14 protein-coding genes and 1 pseudogene are annotated in these 14,509 nt (G+C 42.0%); 13 read left to right on the forward strand and 2 right to left on the reverse strand.

Annotated features, from left to right (window positions below):
* Positions 1-2: 2 nt before the first annotated feature.
* The 10 genes and pseudogenes from IEV27_RS15695 (at position 3) to IEV27_RS15740 (ending at position 9,856) form a co-directional block, all read left to right on the forward strand.
* The gene (locus IEV27_RS15695) at positions 3-308 is read left to right on the forward strand and encodes an HPr family phosphocarrier protein (protein ID WP_188378450.1); all 306 of its coding nucleotides are present in this window, start codon (positions 3-5) and stop codon (positions 306-308) included.
* Positions 290-1,045 carry a 2-dehydro-3-deoxy-D-gluconate 5-dehydrogenase KduD gene (gene kduD, locus IEV27_RS15700; RefSeq protein WP_188378451.1) on the forward strand — a complete coding sequence of 252 codons (756 nt, stop codon included), beginning with the start codon at positions 290-292 and terminating at the stop codon, positions 1,043-1,045. The genes IEV27_RS15695 and kduD overlap by 19 nt, the downstream gene beginning before the upstream one ends.
* Before the next feature lie 16 nt (positions 1,046-1,061).
* The gene (locus IEV27_RS15705) at positions 1,062-1,700 is read left to right on the forward strand and encodes a bifunctional 4-hydroxy-2-oxoglutarate aldolase/2-dehydro-3-deoxy-phosphogluconate aldolase (RefSeq protein ID WP_188378452.1); all 639 of its coding nucleotides are present in this window, start codon (positions 1,062-1,064) and stop codon (positions 1,698-1,700) included.
* Positions 1,701-1,718: 18 nt separating this feature from the next.
* Positions 1,719-2,738 carry a 2-dehydro-3-deoxygalactonokinase gene (locus IEV27_RS15710; protein ID WP_188378453.1) on the forward strand — a complete coding sequence of 340 codons (1,020 nt, stop codon included), beginning with the start codon at positions 1,719-1,721 and terminating at the stop codon, positions 2,736-2,738.
* Positions 2,735-3,883: a galactonate dehydratase gene (gene dgoD, locus IEV27_RS15715; RefSeq protein ID WP_188378454.1), complete on the forward strand. Its 1,149-nt coding sequence runs from the start codon at positions 2,735-2,737 to the stop codon at positions 3,881-3,883. Before IEV27_RS15710 ends, dgoD begins: the two co-directional genes overlap by 4 nt.
* A 148-nt stretch (positions 3,884-4,031) precedes the next feature.
* Complete coding sequence (gene sat / locus IEV27_RS15720) at positions 4,032-5,192, forward strand: sulfate adenylyltransferase (RefSeq protein ID WP_188378455.1); 1,161 nt, start codon at positions 4,032-4,034, stop codon at positions 5,190-5,192.
* Positions 5,192-5,782 (forward strand): annotated as a pseudogene (cysC, locus tag IEV27_RS15725) (adenylyl-sulfate kinase). Before sat ends, cysC begins: the two are co-directional and overlap by 1 nt.
* Positions 5,783-5,829: 47 nt before the next feature.
* Positions 5,830-6,600 carry a 3'(2'),5'-bisphosphate nucleotidase CysQ gene (gene cysQ / locus IEV27_RS15730; protein WP_188378456.1) on the forward strand — a complete coding sequence of 257 codons (771 nt, stop codon included), beginning with the start codon at positions 5,830-5,832 and terminating at the stop codon, positions 6,598-6,600.
* A 298-nt stretch (positions 6,601-6,898) separates the two neighbouring features.
* Complete coding sequence (locus IEV27_RS15735) at positions 6,899-8,857, forward strand: phospholipase D-like domain-containing protein (protein ID WP_229735387.1); 1,959 nt, start codon at positions 6,899-6,901, stop codon at positions 8,855-8,857.
* Between the two features lie 192 nt (positions 8,858-9,049).
* Positions 9,050-9,856, forward strand: a complete 807-nt coding sequence (locus IEV27_RS15740) for an alpha/beta fold hydrolase (protein ID WP_188378457.1) — start codon at positions 9,050-9,052, stop codon at positions 9,854-9,856.
* A 98-nt stretch (positions 9,857-9,954) separates the two neighbouring features.
* Here the strand turns inward: IEV27_RS15740 and IEV27_RS15745 are convergent, their stop codons facing one another.
* Both IEV27_RS15745 and IEV27_RS15750 read right to left on the reverse strand, forming a co-directional pair.
* Positions 9,955-10,542 carry a YdcF family protein gene (locus IEV27_RS15745; protein WP_188378458.1) on the reverse strand — a complete coding sequence of 196 codons (588 nt, stop codon included), beginning with the start codon at positions 10,540-10,542 and terminating at the stop codon, positions 9,955-9,957.
* A 67-nt stretch (positions 10,543-10,609) separates the two neighbouring features.
* Positions 10,610-11,335, reverse strand: coding sequence for a metallophosphoesterase family protein (locus tag IEV27_RS15750; RefSeq protein WP_188378459.1), 726 nt, complete (start codon positions 11,333-11,335; stop codon positions 10,610-10,612).
* Positions 11,336-11,528: 193 nt separating this feature from the next.
* Here IEV27_RS15750 and IEV27_RS15755 point away from each other — a divergent pair, with 193 nt between their 5' ends.
* From IEV27_RS15755 to IEV27_RS15765, 3 genes are all read left to right on the forward strand, one after another.
* Complete coding sequence (locus IEV27_RS15755; protein ID WP_188378460.1) at positions 11,529-12,329, forward strand: hypothetical protein; 801 nt, start codon at positions 11,529-11,531, stop codon at positions 12,327-12,329.
* Positions 12,330-12,345: 16 nt separating this feature from the next.
* Positions 12,346-13,773, forward strand: a complete 1,428-nt coding sequence (locus IEV27_RS15760; RefSeq protein ID WP_188378461.1) for a TcaA NTF2-like domain-containing protein — start codon at positions 12,346-12,348, stop codon at positions 13,771-13,773.
* 103 nt (positions 13,774-13,876) lie between these two features.
* Positions 13,877-14,500, forward strand: a complete 624-nt coding sequence (locus IEV27_RS15765) for a YdhK family protein (protein ID WP_188378462.1) — start codon at positions 13,877-13,879, stop codon at positions 14,498-14,500.
* Positions 14,501-14,509 lie beyond the last annotated feature (9 nt).

Here is a 14,509-nt window from a genome sequence, read left to right on the forward strand (position 1 = left end):
TCATGACTCCAAAAGTATCAAAAACGATTAAAGTGGAAATCAACGAATCTCAAACCATAACTGAACTCAGTCAAATTATCCAGCAATACGATGCCGAAATTATTCTAAAGAAGAATGTAAATGGGAACATCATTGAAGCTAATCTTAAAAGTTTTCTTGGCTTAGTCAATCTGCGACTCCAAAACGGAGATGAGATCAATGTGGAGGGTTACGGGAAAGATGCATCAGAAGCATTAACAGAAGTAGAGGTTTTTTTTTCAACGGAATCGACAGGAGGGGGGATTAAAAGATGGAATATTTTAATTTAGATGGAAAAGTCGCTTTAGTGACTGGGGGAAACCGTGGATTAGGAGGAGCAATGGCTTACGGATTGGCTGAAGCAGGAGCTGATGTAGCCATTGTGCAAAGGTCAAGTGAAGAAACAGATGTGGCGGCCAACATTCGAGAGCTCGGAAGGAAATGTGAAGTGTTTTCTTTTGATATATCAGAAACAAACCTCCTCTCTGAGCTTGTCGATTCTGTAAATGAGACGTTTGGTCAGATTGATATTTTAGTCAATAATGCTGGTGTTCAACACCGCTCCCCTGCTGCCGAATTTAAAGAAGAGGACTGGGATTTTGTAATAGACGTTAATCAGAAAGCGGTCTTCTTTCTATGCCAGCTTGTTGGCAGGAAAATGTTAAAACAAGGCAGCGGAAAAATTATCAATTTAGCCTCACTGCTTTCGTTTCAAGGTGGATTTACTGTACCAGCTTATGCCGCAGCTAAAGGCGGCGTCGCTCAATTTACAAAGTCTTTATCTAACGAATGGGCTTCACGAAATGTAAATGTGAATGCCATTGCACCTGGGTATATGGCCACAGATATGAATACAGCTCTTATCCAAGATGATTCTCGAAACCGTCAAATTCTAGAACGAATTCCTGCCGGACGATGGGGAAAACCAGAGGATATGGTGGGAGCTGCTATTTTTCTAGCATCACGAGCCTCTGATTATATTAACGGAGAAATCATTACAGTCGACGGCGGCTGGATGGGCCGGTAAAAAGGAGGCAGTTTCTATGAATGATGTGATCCATCAAATAAATGTAGAAAAGGTAGTAGCCATCATCAGGTTAGACAGTAACTTACATATAGAAGACATCGTCAGAAGCTTATATGAAGGTGGAATAAGAGCGGTTGAAGTTACACTTAATACACCAGGTGCCTTAGACAGCATTAAACAGCTGAAGGGGAGCTTTAGCGACATGGTTATTGGAGCAGGCACAGTATTGGACGCACCGAGTGCGTATTCAGCGATCTTAGCCGGCGCTGATTTTTTATTAGCTCCGACCTTACAAAAAGAAACGATCCTAATGGGAAGTCGCCATGGTGTGCCTGTTATTCCAGGGGTTATGACACCGACAGAAGCATTGAAGGCTTATGAATACGGTGCACAAACTGTAAAGGTCTTCCCCGCTCGTTCTGTTGGAGTAAATTTTGCAAAGGATGTAAAAGGGCCGATGCCGTTTCTAAATGTAATGGCTGTGGGCGGTGTATCACTAGAAAATGCCGTGGAGTATTTTGAAAAAGGTTGGAATTCGATAGGAGTTGGAGGTTCCTTAATCAACCGTAAGTTGATCGATCAGAGAAATTTTGAAGAAATAACGGATAGAGCTAAGCAGTTTATTCAATTGAGAGATCAAAAGGTTTGTAAATAATTGGAATGGGGTGAAAGTGTGATTATCGTGATTGATTCAGGAACAACGAATTCACGCATTCGGCTTGTTGAACAAAACAGTGTGGACATCATAGATGCTTTAAAACTAGAGGTAGGCGTAAGGAATACAGCGATTGATGGGCATAACGGTCAATTAAAGCAGGATTTAGCCAATGGAATCAAAAACATACTTGAACGGAATAAACTAACGAAAGACGATATTAACTACATCGTGGCTTCCGGAATGATTACGTCAAATTTGGGTCTATTTGAAGTTCCTCATATTGAATCTCCCGCACAGTTTGAAAAGTTCACAGAAGCGATTCAAATGGTGGAAGCGGAAGAATTTTTAAACATCCCTTGCTTCTATATCCCGGGCATGAAGAACAAGGTGGGAGACTCACTGGAGAAAGAATTAAGCGTGATTAATCAATACGATGTGATGAGAGGGGAAGAGGTTGAAACGTATGGCTTACTCAATCAATTAAACCCTGATGGGAAAGGTGTAATGGTACTCCCGGGCTCTCATACAAAATATGTTTTCATAGGAGAGAATCGTGAATTGTTGAACTGCCGCTCCACTTTAGGAGGAGAAATGTTGAAAGCGATTCGCGACCAAACGATTATTTCTGATTCGTTAGACGAAAAGCTAGTCGAAAAGATTGAGCCTCATTATCTCTTCAAAGGCTACGATGCCGCTCGAAAAGTCGGTGCGACACGCAGCTTATATCATGTTCGTCTGTTGCAGCTCTTCTCTGAATTAAATGATAATGAACGAGCAAATTATTATGCGGGAGCCATTCTTTCTAATGATATTCAAGCTTTAGAGCAAATGCTCGAAGATGAAGAAGTGGATTGGATGATCATTGGAGGTTCAGAGCCGTTAAGAAGCCTATTTTGTCACCTGCTAAGTCATGTTAAAGAGTCCGCAAATATGATAGCGGCAACAGATGAACAAGTAGAGTTAGCTACAGTATTCGGAGCGACAGCCATGGCAGAAGCCTACTATTCAACTAATAAGGAGGGATCTTCAACATGAAAATCATAAGCTATGAACTCTTTCAAGTGCCGCCAAGATGGCTGTTTTTAAAAATTGAAACGAGTGAAGGACTGACGGGATGGGGTGAGCCTGTTATTGAAGGAAGGGCTCATACAGTAAAAGCAGCCGTTGAAGAACTAATGGAAAACTTAATTGGCAAAGACCCTCTTCGTATTGAAGACCATTGGAATATGATGTACAGGGCAGGTTTCTATCGAGGCGGACCGATTCTCATGAGTGCGATTGCTGGAATTGACCAAGCGTTATGGGACATTAAAGGGAAATTTTACAACGCACCGATCTATCAATTATTAGGCGGAGCATGCCGTGACTCTATTAAAGTTTACTCCTGGATTGGTGGAGACCGGCCATCTGATGTCGGGAGTGCTGCTAAAGAAGCCGTTGAAACAGGTTTTTCTGCTGTTAAAATGAATGGAACGGAAGAGCTTCAGTACATCGACTCCTATAGTAAAATTGACCAAGCTGTAGAGCGCGTCGCCAGCGTGCGAGAAAGCGTCGGACATGATATAGGTATTGGCATCGACTTTCACGGAAGAGTTCATAAACCGATGGCTAAAATTTTAGCAAAAGAATTAGAAGCTTATCGCCCGATGTTTATTGAAGAACCTGTCTTATCCGAAAACAATGAAGCGTTAAGAGACATAGCTGCCCACACCTATATTCCGATTGCGACAGGGGAGCGTATGTATTCAAGGTGGGACTTTAAATCGTTGCTTTCTGAAGGATACATAGACATTATCCAGCCTGATCTATCACACGCAGGAGGAATTACAGAAACAAAAAAAATTGCTTCCATGGCTGAAGCGTATGACGTAGCAGTTGCCCCTCACTGTCCGTTAGGTCCGATTGCACTGGCTTCTTGCTTACACGTGGATGCGACAGCTTATAACGCCTTTATTCAAGAGCAAAGCTTAGGTATTCACTATAATAAGGAAAACGACTTGCTCGATTATGTAAAAGATCGAAGCGTCTTTGATTACAAAAATGGCTACGTTAAATTCCCTGAGGGACCAGGGCTTGGTATAGAGATTGATGAAGATTACGTAAGGAAGCGTGCAGAAGAAGGACATAATTGGCGAAACCCGGTTTGGAGACACAAAGATAATAGTATTGCCGAGTGGTAATAAAATGGAACCCTAGTTTTGGCTAGGGTTCTTTTTATTTATAGTAAAGAGTTATTAGAATATTTGCGAAATAAAAGGATGTATGTTTCGATTTAGGGAGGAGAAAAAGCCCCGCTGCCCACGCGGTACAACTAAACGGAGGTATACGATGACCGTACAATTACAAGCGAACAAATTAAATGAATTAGTGAACAAAGAACTAGACGGAGCCAATCGGAAAGAAGCCCTTAATCGAGCAGCATCACTACCCAGCCTCACGATTTCCGCATGGACGATTTCGGATCTTGAGCTCATAGGAATAGGGGGATTCAGCCCGCTGGAAGGTTTCATGAGACAAGCTGATTATGAGCGTGTTGTGAACGAACTGCGCTTAAGTGATGGTACAGTGTGGAGCATTCCCATTACGCTGCCGGTTACTGAAGAGCAGGCGGGAGAGATCACGGTCGGAGAAGAAATCGCCCTGACAGGAGAAGATGGAATCACGTACGGCACGATTCAAGTTGAAGAAAAGTATACATACGATAAACAACTAGAAGCTGAAAATGTATACGGAACTTCAGAAGAAGCCCACCCTGGGGTGAAAAAAGTGTACGAAAAAGGGAACGTTTACCTTGGCGGTCCGATCACTCTACTAAATCGACCGGATCATGGACAGTTCGAAGACTACTACTTAGATCCAGCGGAGACGCGTCAACTGTTCAAAGACCTCGGCTGGAAAACAATCGTAGGCTTTCAAACGCGAAATCCGGTTCACCGTGCGCACGAACACATTCAAAAAACAGCGCTTGAAGCAGTAGATGGCCTTTTATTAAATCCATTAGTAGGGGAAACGAAGGCAGATGACATCCCAGCAGATGTACGAATGGAAAGCTACGAAACCATTCTAAAAAACTATTACGTCGAAGACCGCGTGCGTCTTGTCATCTATCCTGCTGCTATGCGTTACGCTGGTCCGCGCGAAGCGATTTTACATGCCATTGTCCGACGCAATTATGGCTGCACTCACTTTATTGTCGGTCGTGATCACGCAGGAGTAGGCGATTATTACGGAACGTACGACGCTCAAGATCTCATCGCTGAATACGAAGATGAACTCGGTATCAACATTTTTAAATTCGAGCATGCTTTTTACTGTGAAGTCTGTGAAAACATGGCCTCCGCTAAAACATGCCCTCACGATAAAAAGCACCATGTTCACCTTAGTGGTACGAAGGTGCGGGAACTGCTGCGCAGCGGAGAACGTCCGCCAAAAGAATTCTCCCGTCCTGAAGTCGCAGACGTTCTTATTAAAGGAATGAAGCAAACGTAATGCATAACTTAACGTGGCACGCCTCCAAAGTGACAAAAGCAGATCGTCAAAAACAGAAAAGCTAAAAAAGTCCGGTTCTCTGGTTTACCGGACTCTCCGGCTCAGGCAAATCAACACTATCTGTAGAGGTAGAAAGAGCACTCTATGAACGAGGTGTTCACACCTATCGTCTCGACGGAGACAACGTCCGCCAAGGACTCAACAAAAACTTAGGCTTCATTCAAGAAGACCGCAAAGAGAACATCCGACGCATCGGGGAAGTCGCCAAGCTTATGAACGATGCCGGTCTGCTCACACTAACCGCCTTTATCTCGCCATATCAAGAGGAGAGAGACGAAGCCCGACGCCTTTTCGAAGAAGGTGAATTTATCGAAGTGCACGCAAAATGTTCACTAGAAGAAGCTGAAAAACGTGATCCCAAAGGCCTCTATAAAAAAGCACGAGCAGGCGAAATCAAAGGTTTCACTGGCATTGATGCACCTTATGAATCTCCAGCTGACGCTGAAATCGTGATTGAAACAGACGTTCTCTCGCTAGAACTGTCTGTAACTCACATCATTTCATATTTAAAAGATCATCAATATATTTAAATCGCCAGCGAGAGCTGGCGATTTTCCTAATCCAAGGAGGAAGCACGATGAAACAGATTATACAAGCCGCTCTATCAGCCGGTAAAGAAATTATGAAAATCTACGAAACTGATTTTGACATTGAATACAAAGAAGATGAGTCACCGTTAACCACAGCAGACCAGCGCTCAGACGAAATCATTAAGAATGCCCTGCGTACACATTATCCTAATATCCCGGTACTTAGCGAAGAAGGCAGCCATATCACATATGAACAGCGAAAAGAGTGGAGACAATTTTGGCTCGTTGACCCTATTGATGGCACAAAAGAATTCATCAAAAAGAATGGCGAATTCACGGTGAATATCGCACGGATCCGTAACGGAAAGCCTGTCCAGGGCGTCGTCTACGCCCCTGCTCTCGATATATTATACGTCGCTGATGAAGACAAAGGCGCCTACAAAGTGGAAGGGGTATTATCACGTGAAAATGTTCACGCCGAAGCCCTGCCTATCGAAAAGAGGGATGATCGAACAGTAAAAGTTGTCGCCAGCCGCTCGCACATGTCTGACGAAACGAAAGCTTTTATTGATGAGTTAGAAGTAAAATACGAAAACGTAGAAACCCTATCAGCTGGAAGCTCACTCAAGCTATGCCTCGTCGCCGAAGGAAAAGCCGACTACTACCCGAGATACGCCCCAACGATGGAATGGGATACAGGCGCTGGTCAAGCCATAGTTGAGCTATCAGGCGGAAAAGTAGAAGTAGCGAATGACCAAAAACCCCTCGAATATAACAAAGAAAACCTCCGCAACCCATGGTTTTTAGCGTATAGATAGAAAGAAAGTAACAAAGAGCGGTACCAGGTACGCAGAAGGAGAAATTGTGTACCTGGTACACAAAAGAGGGAAGTTGGTACCAGGTACATAAAAGAAGAGGGAGTGGACCTGGTACTAAGTACTTACCCTCACTACCATTCGCTCATGGAATTGAAAAAATTCACCAGAATCATTTATTATGATCCTGGTTCCTCACAACATTCAGACTATTTTATAAAAGTCTCATAACTCCTTAATGATTATGCTTTACACTGGATGTGTAAGCATTTTTTAATAATTATTAAAGGGAGTGGAAAAAGTGAGTGAATGGAGAGCATTTGCTAGTTTACTAGTTGTCGTGTTGATCGTAGGTATTCCTTTAGGACATGAAGACCAGGAAGTTTCGGCAGCTTCGAGCGGAGACGTTGTCGTAAATGAAGTGGCATGGATGGGGACGACAGATAGTTTTAATGATGAATGGATTGAATTACATAATACGACGGATGAATCAATCGACTTATCCAGTTGGACGTTATCAGCTGAGGACGGTACGCCGGATATCAGTTTATCTGGATCTATTCCGGCTGAAGGGTATTATTTGTTAGAGCGGACAGATGATACGACAGTGACGGAAGTATCAGCTGACCAAATCTATTCTGGTGCTTTATCCAACAGCGATGAATCCCTTGAGCTTCGAGATGGCTCAGAAAACGTGGTGGATACTGTGGATGATTGGCATGCGGGTGATAATGATAAAAAGGCGACAATGGAGCGAATTGATCCTGAAACAAGCGGTACCAATTCGACGAACTGGGCAGATGCTGCTGCTTCATATAATGGCGGCTATGGTACCCCGAAAGACGATAATTCCAGCAACGAGCCAGATGTGGAGTGTGAAGAAGACATCTCTAATGTCTCTGAAGGAGAAGGCGCTATAAATGTATACTTTAATAAGTGTGTCGATCACACGTATGCGGCCGATGGTAATGAAGCGAATGAAGGTGTCAATTTAGAAGACCGCTTAATTGAGCGATTGGAACAGGCAGAGGACCGTATAGATTTTGCTACATATGAACTAAATCTTCCACGTATTGCTGATACGTTAATTGCTAAGGCAGCTGATGGTGTAGACGTACGAATGATTGCTGATGCGAAGGATGCTGATGATCCTCATTATGAAGAGCGTTATGAAACGATGAGGCTATATGTTGAGAAAATTAGGCGGGGAGCTGATGGTGAGATCGGAACAGCTGACGATGTAGAAATCTTATCAGACTCACCGATGATGGCTGTTGAAGACGCTGAGGCTCGATCAGAGGTCGGCTTGCCTGAAGACGCATCTGATATTGACGAGGTAACCGTTGAAGTTGGAAATGGAGAAGAAACTGGACGCCTTTTTGTTGAAGGAGAACAGAAAGGCGAAGAAGGGACATACTATTCGCCTGGAAATCAAATGCATAACAAGTTTGCAGTTGTAGATGAGCATTGGGTATTTACGGGAAGCTGGAATTTTACCGTGACAGGCTTGTATGGGACGGAAGAGAATCAAGAAGACGGTATACTTGATGGTAACCAGCAGCACGTTGTGGAAATTAATTCTCCAGAGCTCGCTGATATTTATGAAACAGAATTCAATGAAATGTGGGGCAGCGCATCCATGTCCCCGAATGTAACAGAATCGAATTTTGCCACGCGAAAAACAGATAATACGGAGCATGAAGTCGATGTAAATGGCGTACCTGTTGAGGTTTACTTTTCCTCAGGAGATGATGCGATCGGTCAGCTGACGGACTACGTTAAAGAAGACGCTGATGAGAACACGTACTTTTCTATTTTTGCCTGGAGTGATCAGGGTTTACTCGACGAATTAAAGTACAAATATGAAGGCTCTTATGAAGACGGAGTAGGGACTCTAACTGGATTTGATATTAGAGGAGTCTTTGATTCTAGTTTTTGGAACCAATGGTGGTCCGCGAGTATTGATATGACAGGACGCACCGCAACAGAAGAAAGTGATGGAAACCCAAATACGCGATGGGCAAACCCTGCGCCTGTGTACAAAGATGCGGAAACTCGAAAGCTCCACAGCAAAACCATGCTCATCGATGCTGATACAACAAGCGATCCCACTACGATTGTAGGATCTACCAATTGGAGCAACAACGGCAACAATGTGAATGATGAAAACATGCTATTTATCCATGATGATCAAATTACCAATCAGTTTATACAAGAATTTAATGCACGCTATGAACAAGCAGGAGGAAGCATCGAATAAAACCAAGAAAAAAAGTTGCAGCTATTCACTGTAACTTTTTTTCTTTTTTCTCTGGGTACCAGGTACAGAAATAGAGACAGTCTGTACCTGGTACCCACGATCAAAAAAAGTGTACCTGGTACCTATATTTTTACCCAACCTTGAATAAGTTCTTTATGATGATGTTTTTACTATTTCAAGGAGTGTGGTTGGGTGAATTACTTAAGTATAGATTCCAAGACAAAGCTTTACTATCAAGGAGAAGGTGTAGGACAAACTGTGATATTTGTTCACGGGGTGATGATGAGCAGTCAATTCTTTCAGAAGCAATACCCTTACTTCAAAGAAAAATACCGTACGATAATGTTTGATTTTCGAGGGCATGGTGAATCCAGTAAAGTTGAGTATGGTCATACAGTAGCGAACTACGCCAAAGATTTAAAATCGTTAATCGAACATTTGGAGTTAGAGGATGTGATCTTAGTAGGGTGGTCAATGGGAGCATTTGTCGTATGGGACTACATCAATCAATTTGGCACAGAAAATATCAAAGCGATAACAGTGGTGGATCAGTCACCGTCTGATTATCTTTGGGAAGGCTGGGAGTACGGGGCATTTACTTTTGATGCCATTAAGGGTGTGATGCAGGCGATTCAAGAAGATCAAAAAGGATTTAATAGTGAATTTATTTATGGGATGTTTAAGGATGAGCCGGACAAGCAAGAGCATGAGTGGATTCTTAAAGAAATGATGAAAGTACCAGCGTCCATTGCCAGCACAATCGTCTTTAATCAGACTGCTGTAGATTACCGAGAAACTCTTTCAAACGTTGACGTCCCTACTTTAATTTGCTTCGGCCGCGATGATAAGTTTTTTCCAGTAGCGGCAGGGGAGTATATTCAACAAAAAATCCCTGGCTCAAAACTTGTACCTTTTGAAAATAGCAGCCACTGCTTGTTTTTAGAGGAGGCAGATAAATTTAACCAAGAGCTGGATAAATTCTTTCAGAGCTTAGAATAGAAATATTACGTGTACCTGGTACTTAGAAAGAGAAAAAGTGTACCAGGTACACAGAAGCTTCCACTATGTACCTGGTACTCAGATAAAAAAGAAAAAAATTATCCAAACATATAGACTGGGAAGTAGCCGATGAGTTTTACCCATTCGCTGAAGACGGTTTGGGCTTCTCGTTTGGTTAAGCCATCATCAGGGTCGTAGTAGGAGGGAGCGGCTGAAAAAGATAACTCGATTTCTTCTTCCACAAACACTCTCTCAAAGGTGAACTTGCTTCGCCTTGAGTGATAGTTACTTGTAACAACGATGGCGGAATCCAACTCGTGTTTTTTCATAAGCTCTCTACTATACACCGCGTTATCATATGTACTCGTGGCTTTTTTTTCTTCAATAATATGCTCTTCGTCCACACCTCGTTTGATCGCTTCCTCTGGTTTTGTGCCTTTTTCCGTTGAGTTAGAGAGAATGATCGTGTCTGCAAGATCTTCTTCATAAAGCTCCACCGCGTGTGCAAGGCGGCCTTCATTTCCGCTTAGCACAATGATGGCGTCTGAAGGCTTAGGGTTGCTTTCGATAATTAAACGTTGTGGACCGAAGGTGAATAATAGAATGAGTACAATTAATCCAAATAGAAAACATATTAAAAAAAAGCCGCGCAGAATTTTTTTAGCAATCATGGTATGATCTGACATTTGTACTGTTTCCTTCCCCGTTTATCAATAAAAGCTAGATAAGGCCACTCACCTTATCTAGCTTTCTTTAATTAGATACTGATGCGTTCATTAATAGTTTGGTTAACAAGTCCTTTTTCGGATAGTCAGAGGATTTCACACCTTCAACTACCTCCTCTAAATCATAGCTTGTTCTTATAATTGAAGTTTGGACACCGCCATCTTCAATATCTACAATCGCGTAAGAAGGCTGGGCAAGCCCATCAAATGGCAGTCCGACACTGCCTGTATTAATTATAATTTTACCGTCGATGTGGCGGATGTATGGTTTATGAATATGGCCGTACACATAAATGTCGGCAATATCATTGACCATTAAGCGTTCTTTCATCGTTTCCTCGGTTTCCGTAGGTAACACGACTTCGAATAAATCCTCCGGAGTAGCGTGAAATCCGTGAATATGAACGCCTTCAAAATCTTCGTTAATCTCTTCTTCTAGATCGTCTAAATATCTGATGGCATCACTCGTCATATTTGAGCATGACCAGTCTTTCTCTTCATTCATGTCTTCAATGACGTCGTCTGGAACTTCTCCTTCTTGGACACCTCGAACGATCCAGGCATCAGCATTTCCTTTTATTACTTTAGCATCAAGCTCTTGTACGAGTTCAACGGAGCGCTGTGGTTCGAGCCCTCGGTAGGATAGATCTCCTAATACGAATAGTTGGTCGACGTTTCTTTCTTTTATATCTTCTATCACAGATTCAAGTGCATGTGCGTTACCGTGAATATCTGCTATAAACGCTAATCTCATAAAAGTCTCCTTTTTTACGTGTGATTTTAAACCTTATTCCCTTCCATTTTAAATCGAAACTCGATTGCCTCCTGATTATTATATTACCATTCTTTTTCCAAGCGCTCATTAAATATTAGTTCTTAATTCATAGGTCTTGTACGTATACATAATTTATTGAGTCCACAAAATTTAAAAAGCAAAGGATGGTTCAATGAAGTGTACAAATTGTCAAAACGAACAGTCATCAGGAAAATTTTGCGGAGTATGCGGGACCCCTTTCTCTGAAGAAGAAATTGCTCAATCTCCACCCCCGACAACTGCGCTGGCCACTGTAGAGCAAAACACGTCAAATGCTGATTCCATGAACAACGTACGGTACTATTGGAATGATTTTCTCCGCTTCCTCAAACAGCCGTTAGAAGCATTTCGTGCAGATGAATCAGCATTTGCCCGCGGAATGATAACTCTATTGTTGTATATGACAGCCTTTACGTTAAGCATTTATTTTATATCGAACTCTCTCTATAAGTTTTTCAATACTTCAATGATGATGGAGGAATTTGCTTTTTGGGAAGCGCCGACGGCCATTCCTTTTTTCGAGTTCAGCTATCGAATCTTTTTCTTCTCCTTAGTAGGAGTAGTGATTAGCCTTGTTTCTATTTTTATTGTTTCAAAAATAATGAAGCTTACGTTATGCCCTAAAACCCTTGTTGCTCAATATGGAGCGCTGATGACGCCGTTTCTTTTCGTCAATGTGATCACTATTTTATTTGCGTTAAGCGGAACAGTAACGGCAACGTTTCTATTATTAGGGGCTTCGATGTTTTATGGGCTGCTTGTCGCTCCTATTCTTTTCATTTACCACCATGGCATGAGAAGTCAGCCGCAGCGAGTGTTTTATGGAAGTATTGGAACGAGTGTTATTATTCTATTTCTTTCTTATTTTATGGGGAGATGGATGCTCATAGAAAAGTTAAGTGAGCTTGGAGAACGTTTTAATCAGATTCTTTAAAAGGGGGATGTAGCCATTGAAGTATTGTACGGAATGCGGCCATTCCCTTTTGAAAGAACAAGCCTTTTGTGTTTCGTGCGGAGTGAAGCAGAATGATGGTTCTACACAACCCATCCCGCAGCCTTCAAGAAAAATGCGCTCGATAAGGAAGCCGCTGAAAAAAAGAACAAAATTAGTAATAGGGATCATTATCGCTTTAGCTGTACTTTTATTTACGGCTCACCAGGTCATCTCTGAAAAAATGGATTCGATGATTATGGTTATGGAGATGGATCGAGCGATTTCCAACAACGATGCTCATGCTTTTTTTGAACATATTGAGCTTGAGGAAAAGGCTTTGTTAAATAAAAAAGATTTTCTCGCTTATATACAGGAGTCGGGCTGGGCAAATATTGAGAGGCAATTAACGGATGTGGTCACTGGGGAGGAAAAAAACCTTTCAATCAAAGATTACGACGGAAACGAACTTTTTACGTTACAAAAGGATCACCTATTTGCTGAGATGTATCCGACTTATAAAATAAGTGCAAAACCACAGCCGGTTACAGCCGCCACGAATTTTTCACCAACGAATCTAGAAGTAGGTGATCAATCCGTAGAGATAGAAGAAGGGGAAGGAAAAGAAGTATATCAAGCTTATCCGGGGACGTACGAAGTAAAAGGTGAAGCTGAAAATGAATTTGGCGTTTTCGAATACAAGGACGAAATTCATGTTGATTTAGATGACGAGTCTCCGACTGAGATTTCGATTGATTTTCCAGATGAAACGTATACCATTCAAACCGATCAGTCTGATGCCACCTTATTTATTAATGGAAAGAGTACGGGCAAAGCATTAAGCGAGTTTAGCGAGCTTGGTCCTTTTCCAGAAGATGAAGAGGTCTTTATGTATGCTGAAAGAACTGACAAGGATGGAGATGTTCAGCGTACGGAAGAGATCAGTCAGTACTATACAAGTTGGGGGTCGCTTCCTTTCGAATTTAATAAACGAGAATATGAATTCCCAGATCTTGAGTACGAAGAGGAATATATGGAAGAAGACGTGGAAGGGGTAACGATCGAAGAAGAGGATTTTGTTTCCACTGAAGCGTCCCACCATGTGCTGGCGTTTAGGGAGGATTACGAAAGTGCCTTAAATGCAGTCGACTACAGCTATATTTCTTCTTACTTAGAAGAAAGCAGTGATGCGGCAATTGAACTGCAGGATTATTTAATGGAAATTGATCATCAAGGCTTCTGGTTCAATTTCACTTCTAATGAAGTGGTTTCTACTGAACAATTAGATGAAGCGACGTTTCTGGTAACAACGAATGAAGGATTTACATTCACAGATTACGAAGGCAATGAAACGATTTATGATCGGGTAAAAGATTATGAAGTAACAGCAACAGAACAAGGATTAAAGATTACAAAGATTGATATAAATGAAACGAACAGAGACTGACCCAAATTAAATATTTTATAGAAAAGTTTTCCTCTCTGCACAATTCATGCAAAATTACTGGGTACCCTACAATTGTACAACTACTACAGAGAGGAAGATCAACATGAACCGAATAAAATGGATATTTGGCACACTCTTTTTAATCTCTTTATTAACACTAGCAGCATGCGGCAGTGATAATGAAGAATCTACAGAAGAGGACACAGAACAAAGTGAGGAATCGATGGAAGAAGAGAACAATGAAGAGAATGAAGAATCAAGTGATGAGGAAGGAATGGACCATAGCGATATGAACCATTCCGGGTCAGGCGAAGTACCTGATGATCTAGAAGAAGCTGAGGAGCCAACTTTTGAAGAAGGTGATCAAGCGACAATCACAGCTTCCCATATGGAAGGAATGGAAGGAGCGGAAGCCACAATTGTTGGCGCTTATGATACCACTGCTTACGTGATATCATATGACCCAACGAACGGAGGCGACCGTGTAGAAAATCATAAATGGATTATTCATGAAGAGATTGAAGAAGCAGGTGACGAGCCATTTGAATCAGGCGATGAAGTGACCATTGAAGCGTCCCATATGGAAGGAATGGAAGGCGCTACTGGAGAAATTGAGTCTGCTGAAGAAACGACCGCATACATGGTTGATTTCACGACAACAGAGAGTGAGGAAGAAGTGACCAATCATAAATGGGTAACAGAAAGTGAGCTAGAAGAAACGGAATAATAAGCCATT

It is taken from the genome of Halobacillus andaensis (genome assembly GCF_014636475.1).
GTDB lineage: Bacteria > Bacillota > Bacilli > Bacillales > Halobacillaceae > Halobacillus_A > Halobacillus_A andaensis.

What these genes read in the sequence shown, in the direction of transcription:
- IEV27_RS15705 (WP_188378452.1), top strand. Translation starts at nt 1,062, where the DNA reads ATGAATGATGTGATCCATCAAATAAATGTAGAAAAGGTAGTAGCCATC.
- IEV27_RS15765 (WP_188378462.1), top strand. Translation starts at nt 13,877, where the DNA reads ATGAACCGAATAAAATGGATATTTGGCACACTCTTTTTAATCTCTTTA.
- IEV27_RS15745 (WP_188378458.1), bottom strand. Translation starts at nt 10,542, where the DNA reads ATGTCAGATCATACCATGATTGCTAAAAAAATTCTGCGCGGCTTTTTT.
- IEV27_RS15755 (WP_188378460.1), top strand. Translation starts at nt 11,529, where the DNA reads ATGAAGTGTACAAATTGTCAAAACGAACAGTCATCAGGAAAATTTTGC.
- cysQ (WP_188378456.1), top strand. Translation starts at nt 5,830, where the DNA reads ATGAAACAGATTATACAAGCCGCTCTATCAGCCGGTAAAGAAATTATG.
- dgoD (WP_188378454.1), top strand. Translation starts at nt 2,735, where the DNA reads ATGAAAATCATAAGCTATGAACTCTTTCAAGTGCCGCCAAGATGGCTG.
- sat (WP_188378455.1), top strand. Translation starts at nt 4,032, where the DNA reads ATGACCGTACAATTACAAGCGAACAAATTAAATGAATTAGTGAACAAA.
- kduD (WP_188378451.1), top strand. Translation starts at nt 290, where the DNA reads ATGGAATATTTTAATTTAGATGGAAAAGTCGCTTTAGTGACTGGGGGA.
- IEV27_RS15750 (WP_188378459.1), bottom strand. Translation starts at nt 11,335, where the DNA reads ATGAGATTAGCGTTTATAGCAGATATTCACGGTAACGCACATGCACTT.
- IEV27_RS15695 (WP_188378450.1), top strand. Translation starts at nt 3, where the DNA reads ATGACTCCAAAAGTATCAAAAACGATTAAAGTGGAAATCAACGAATCT.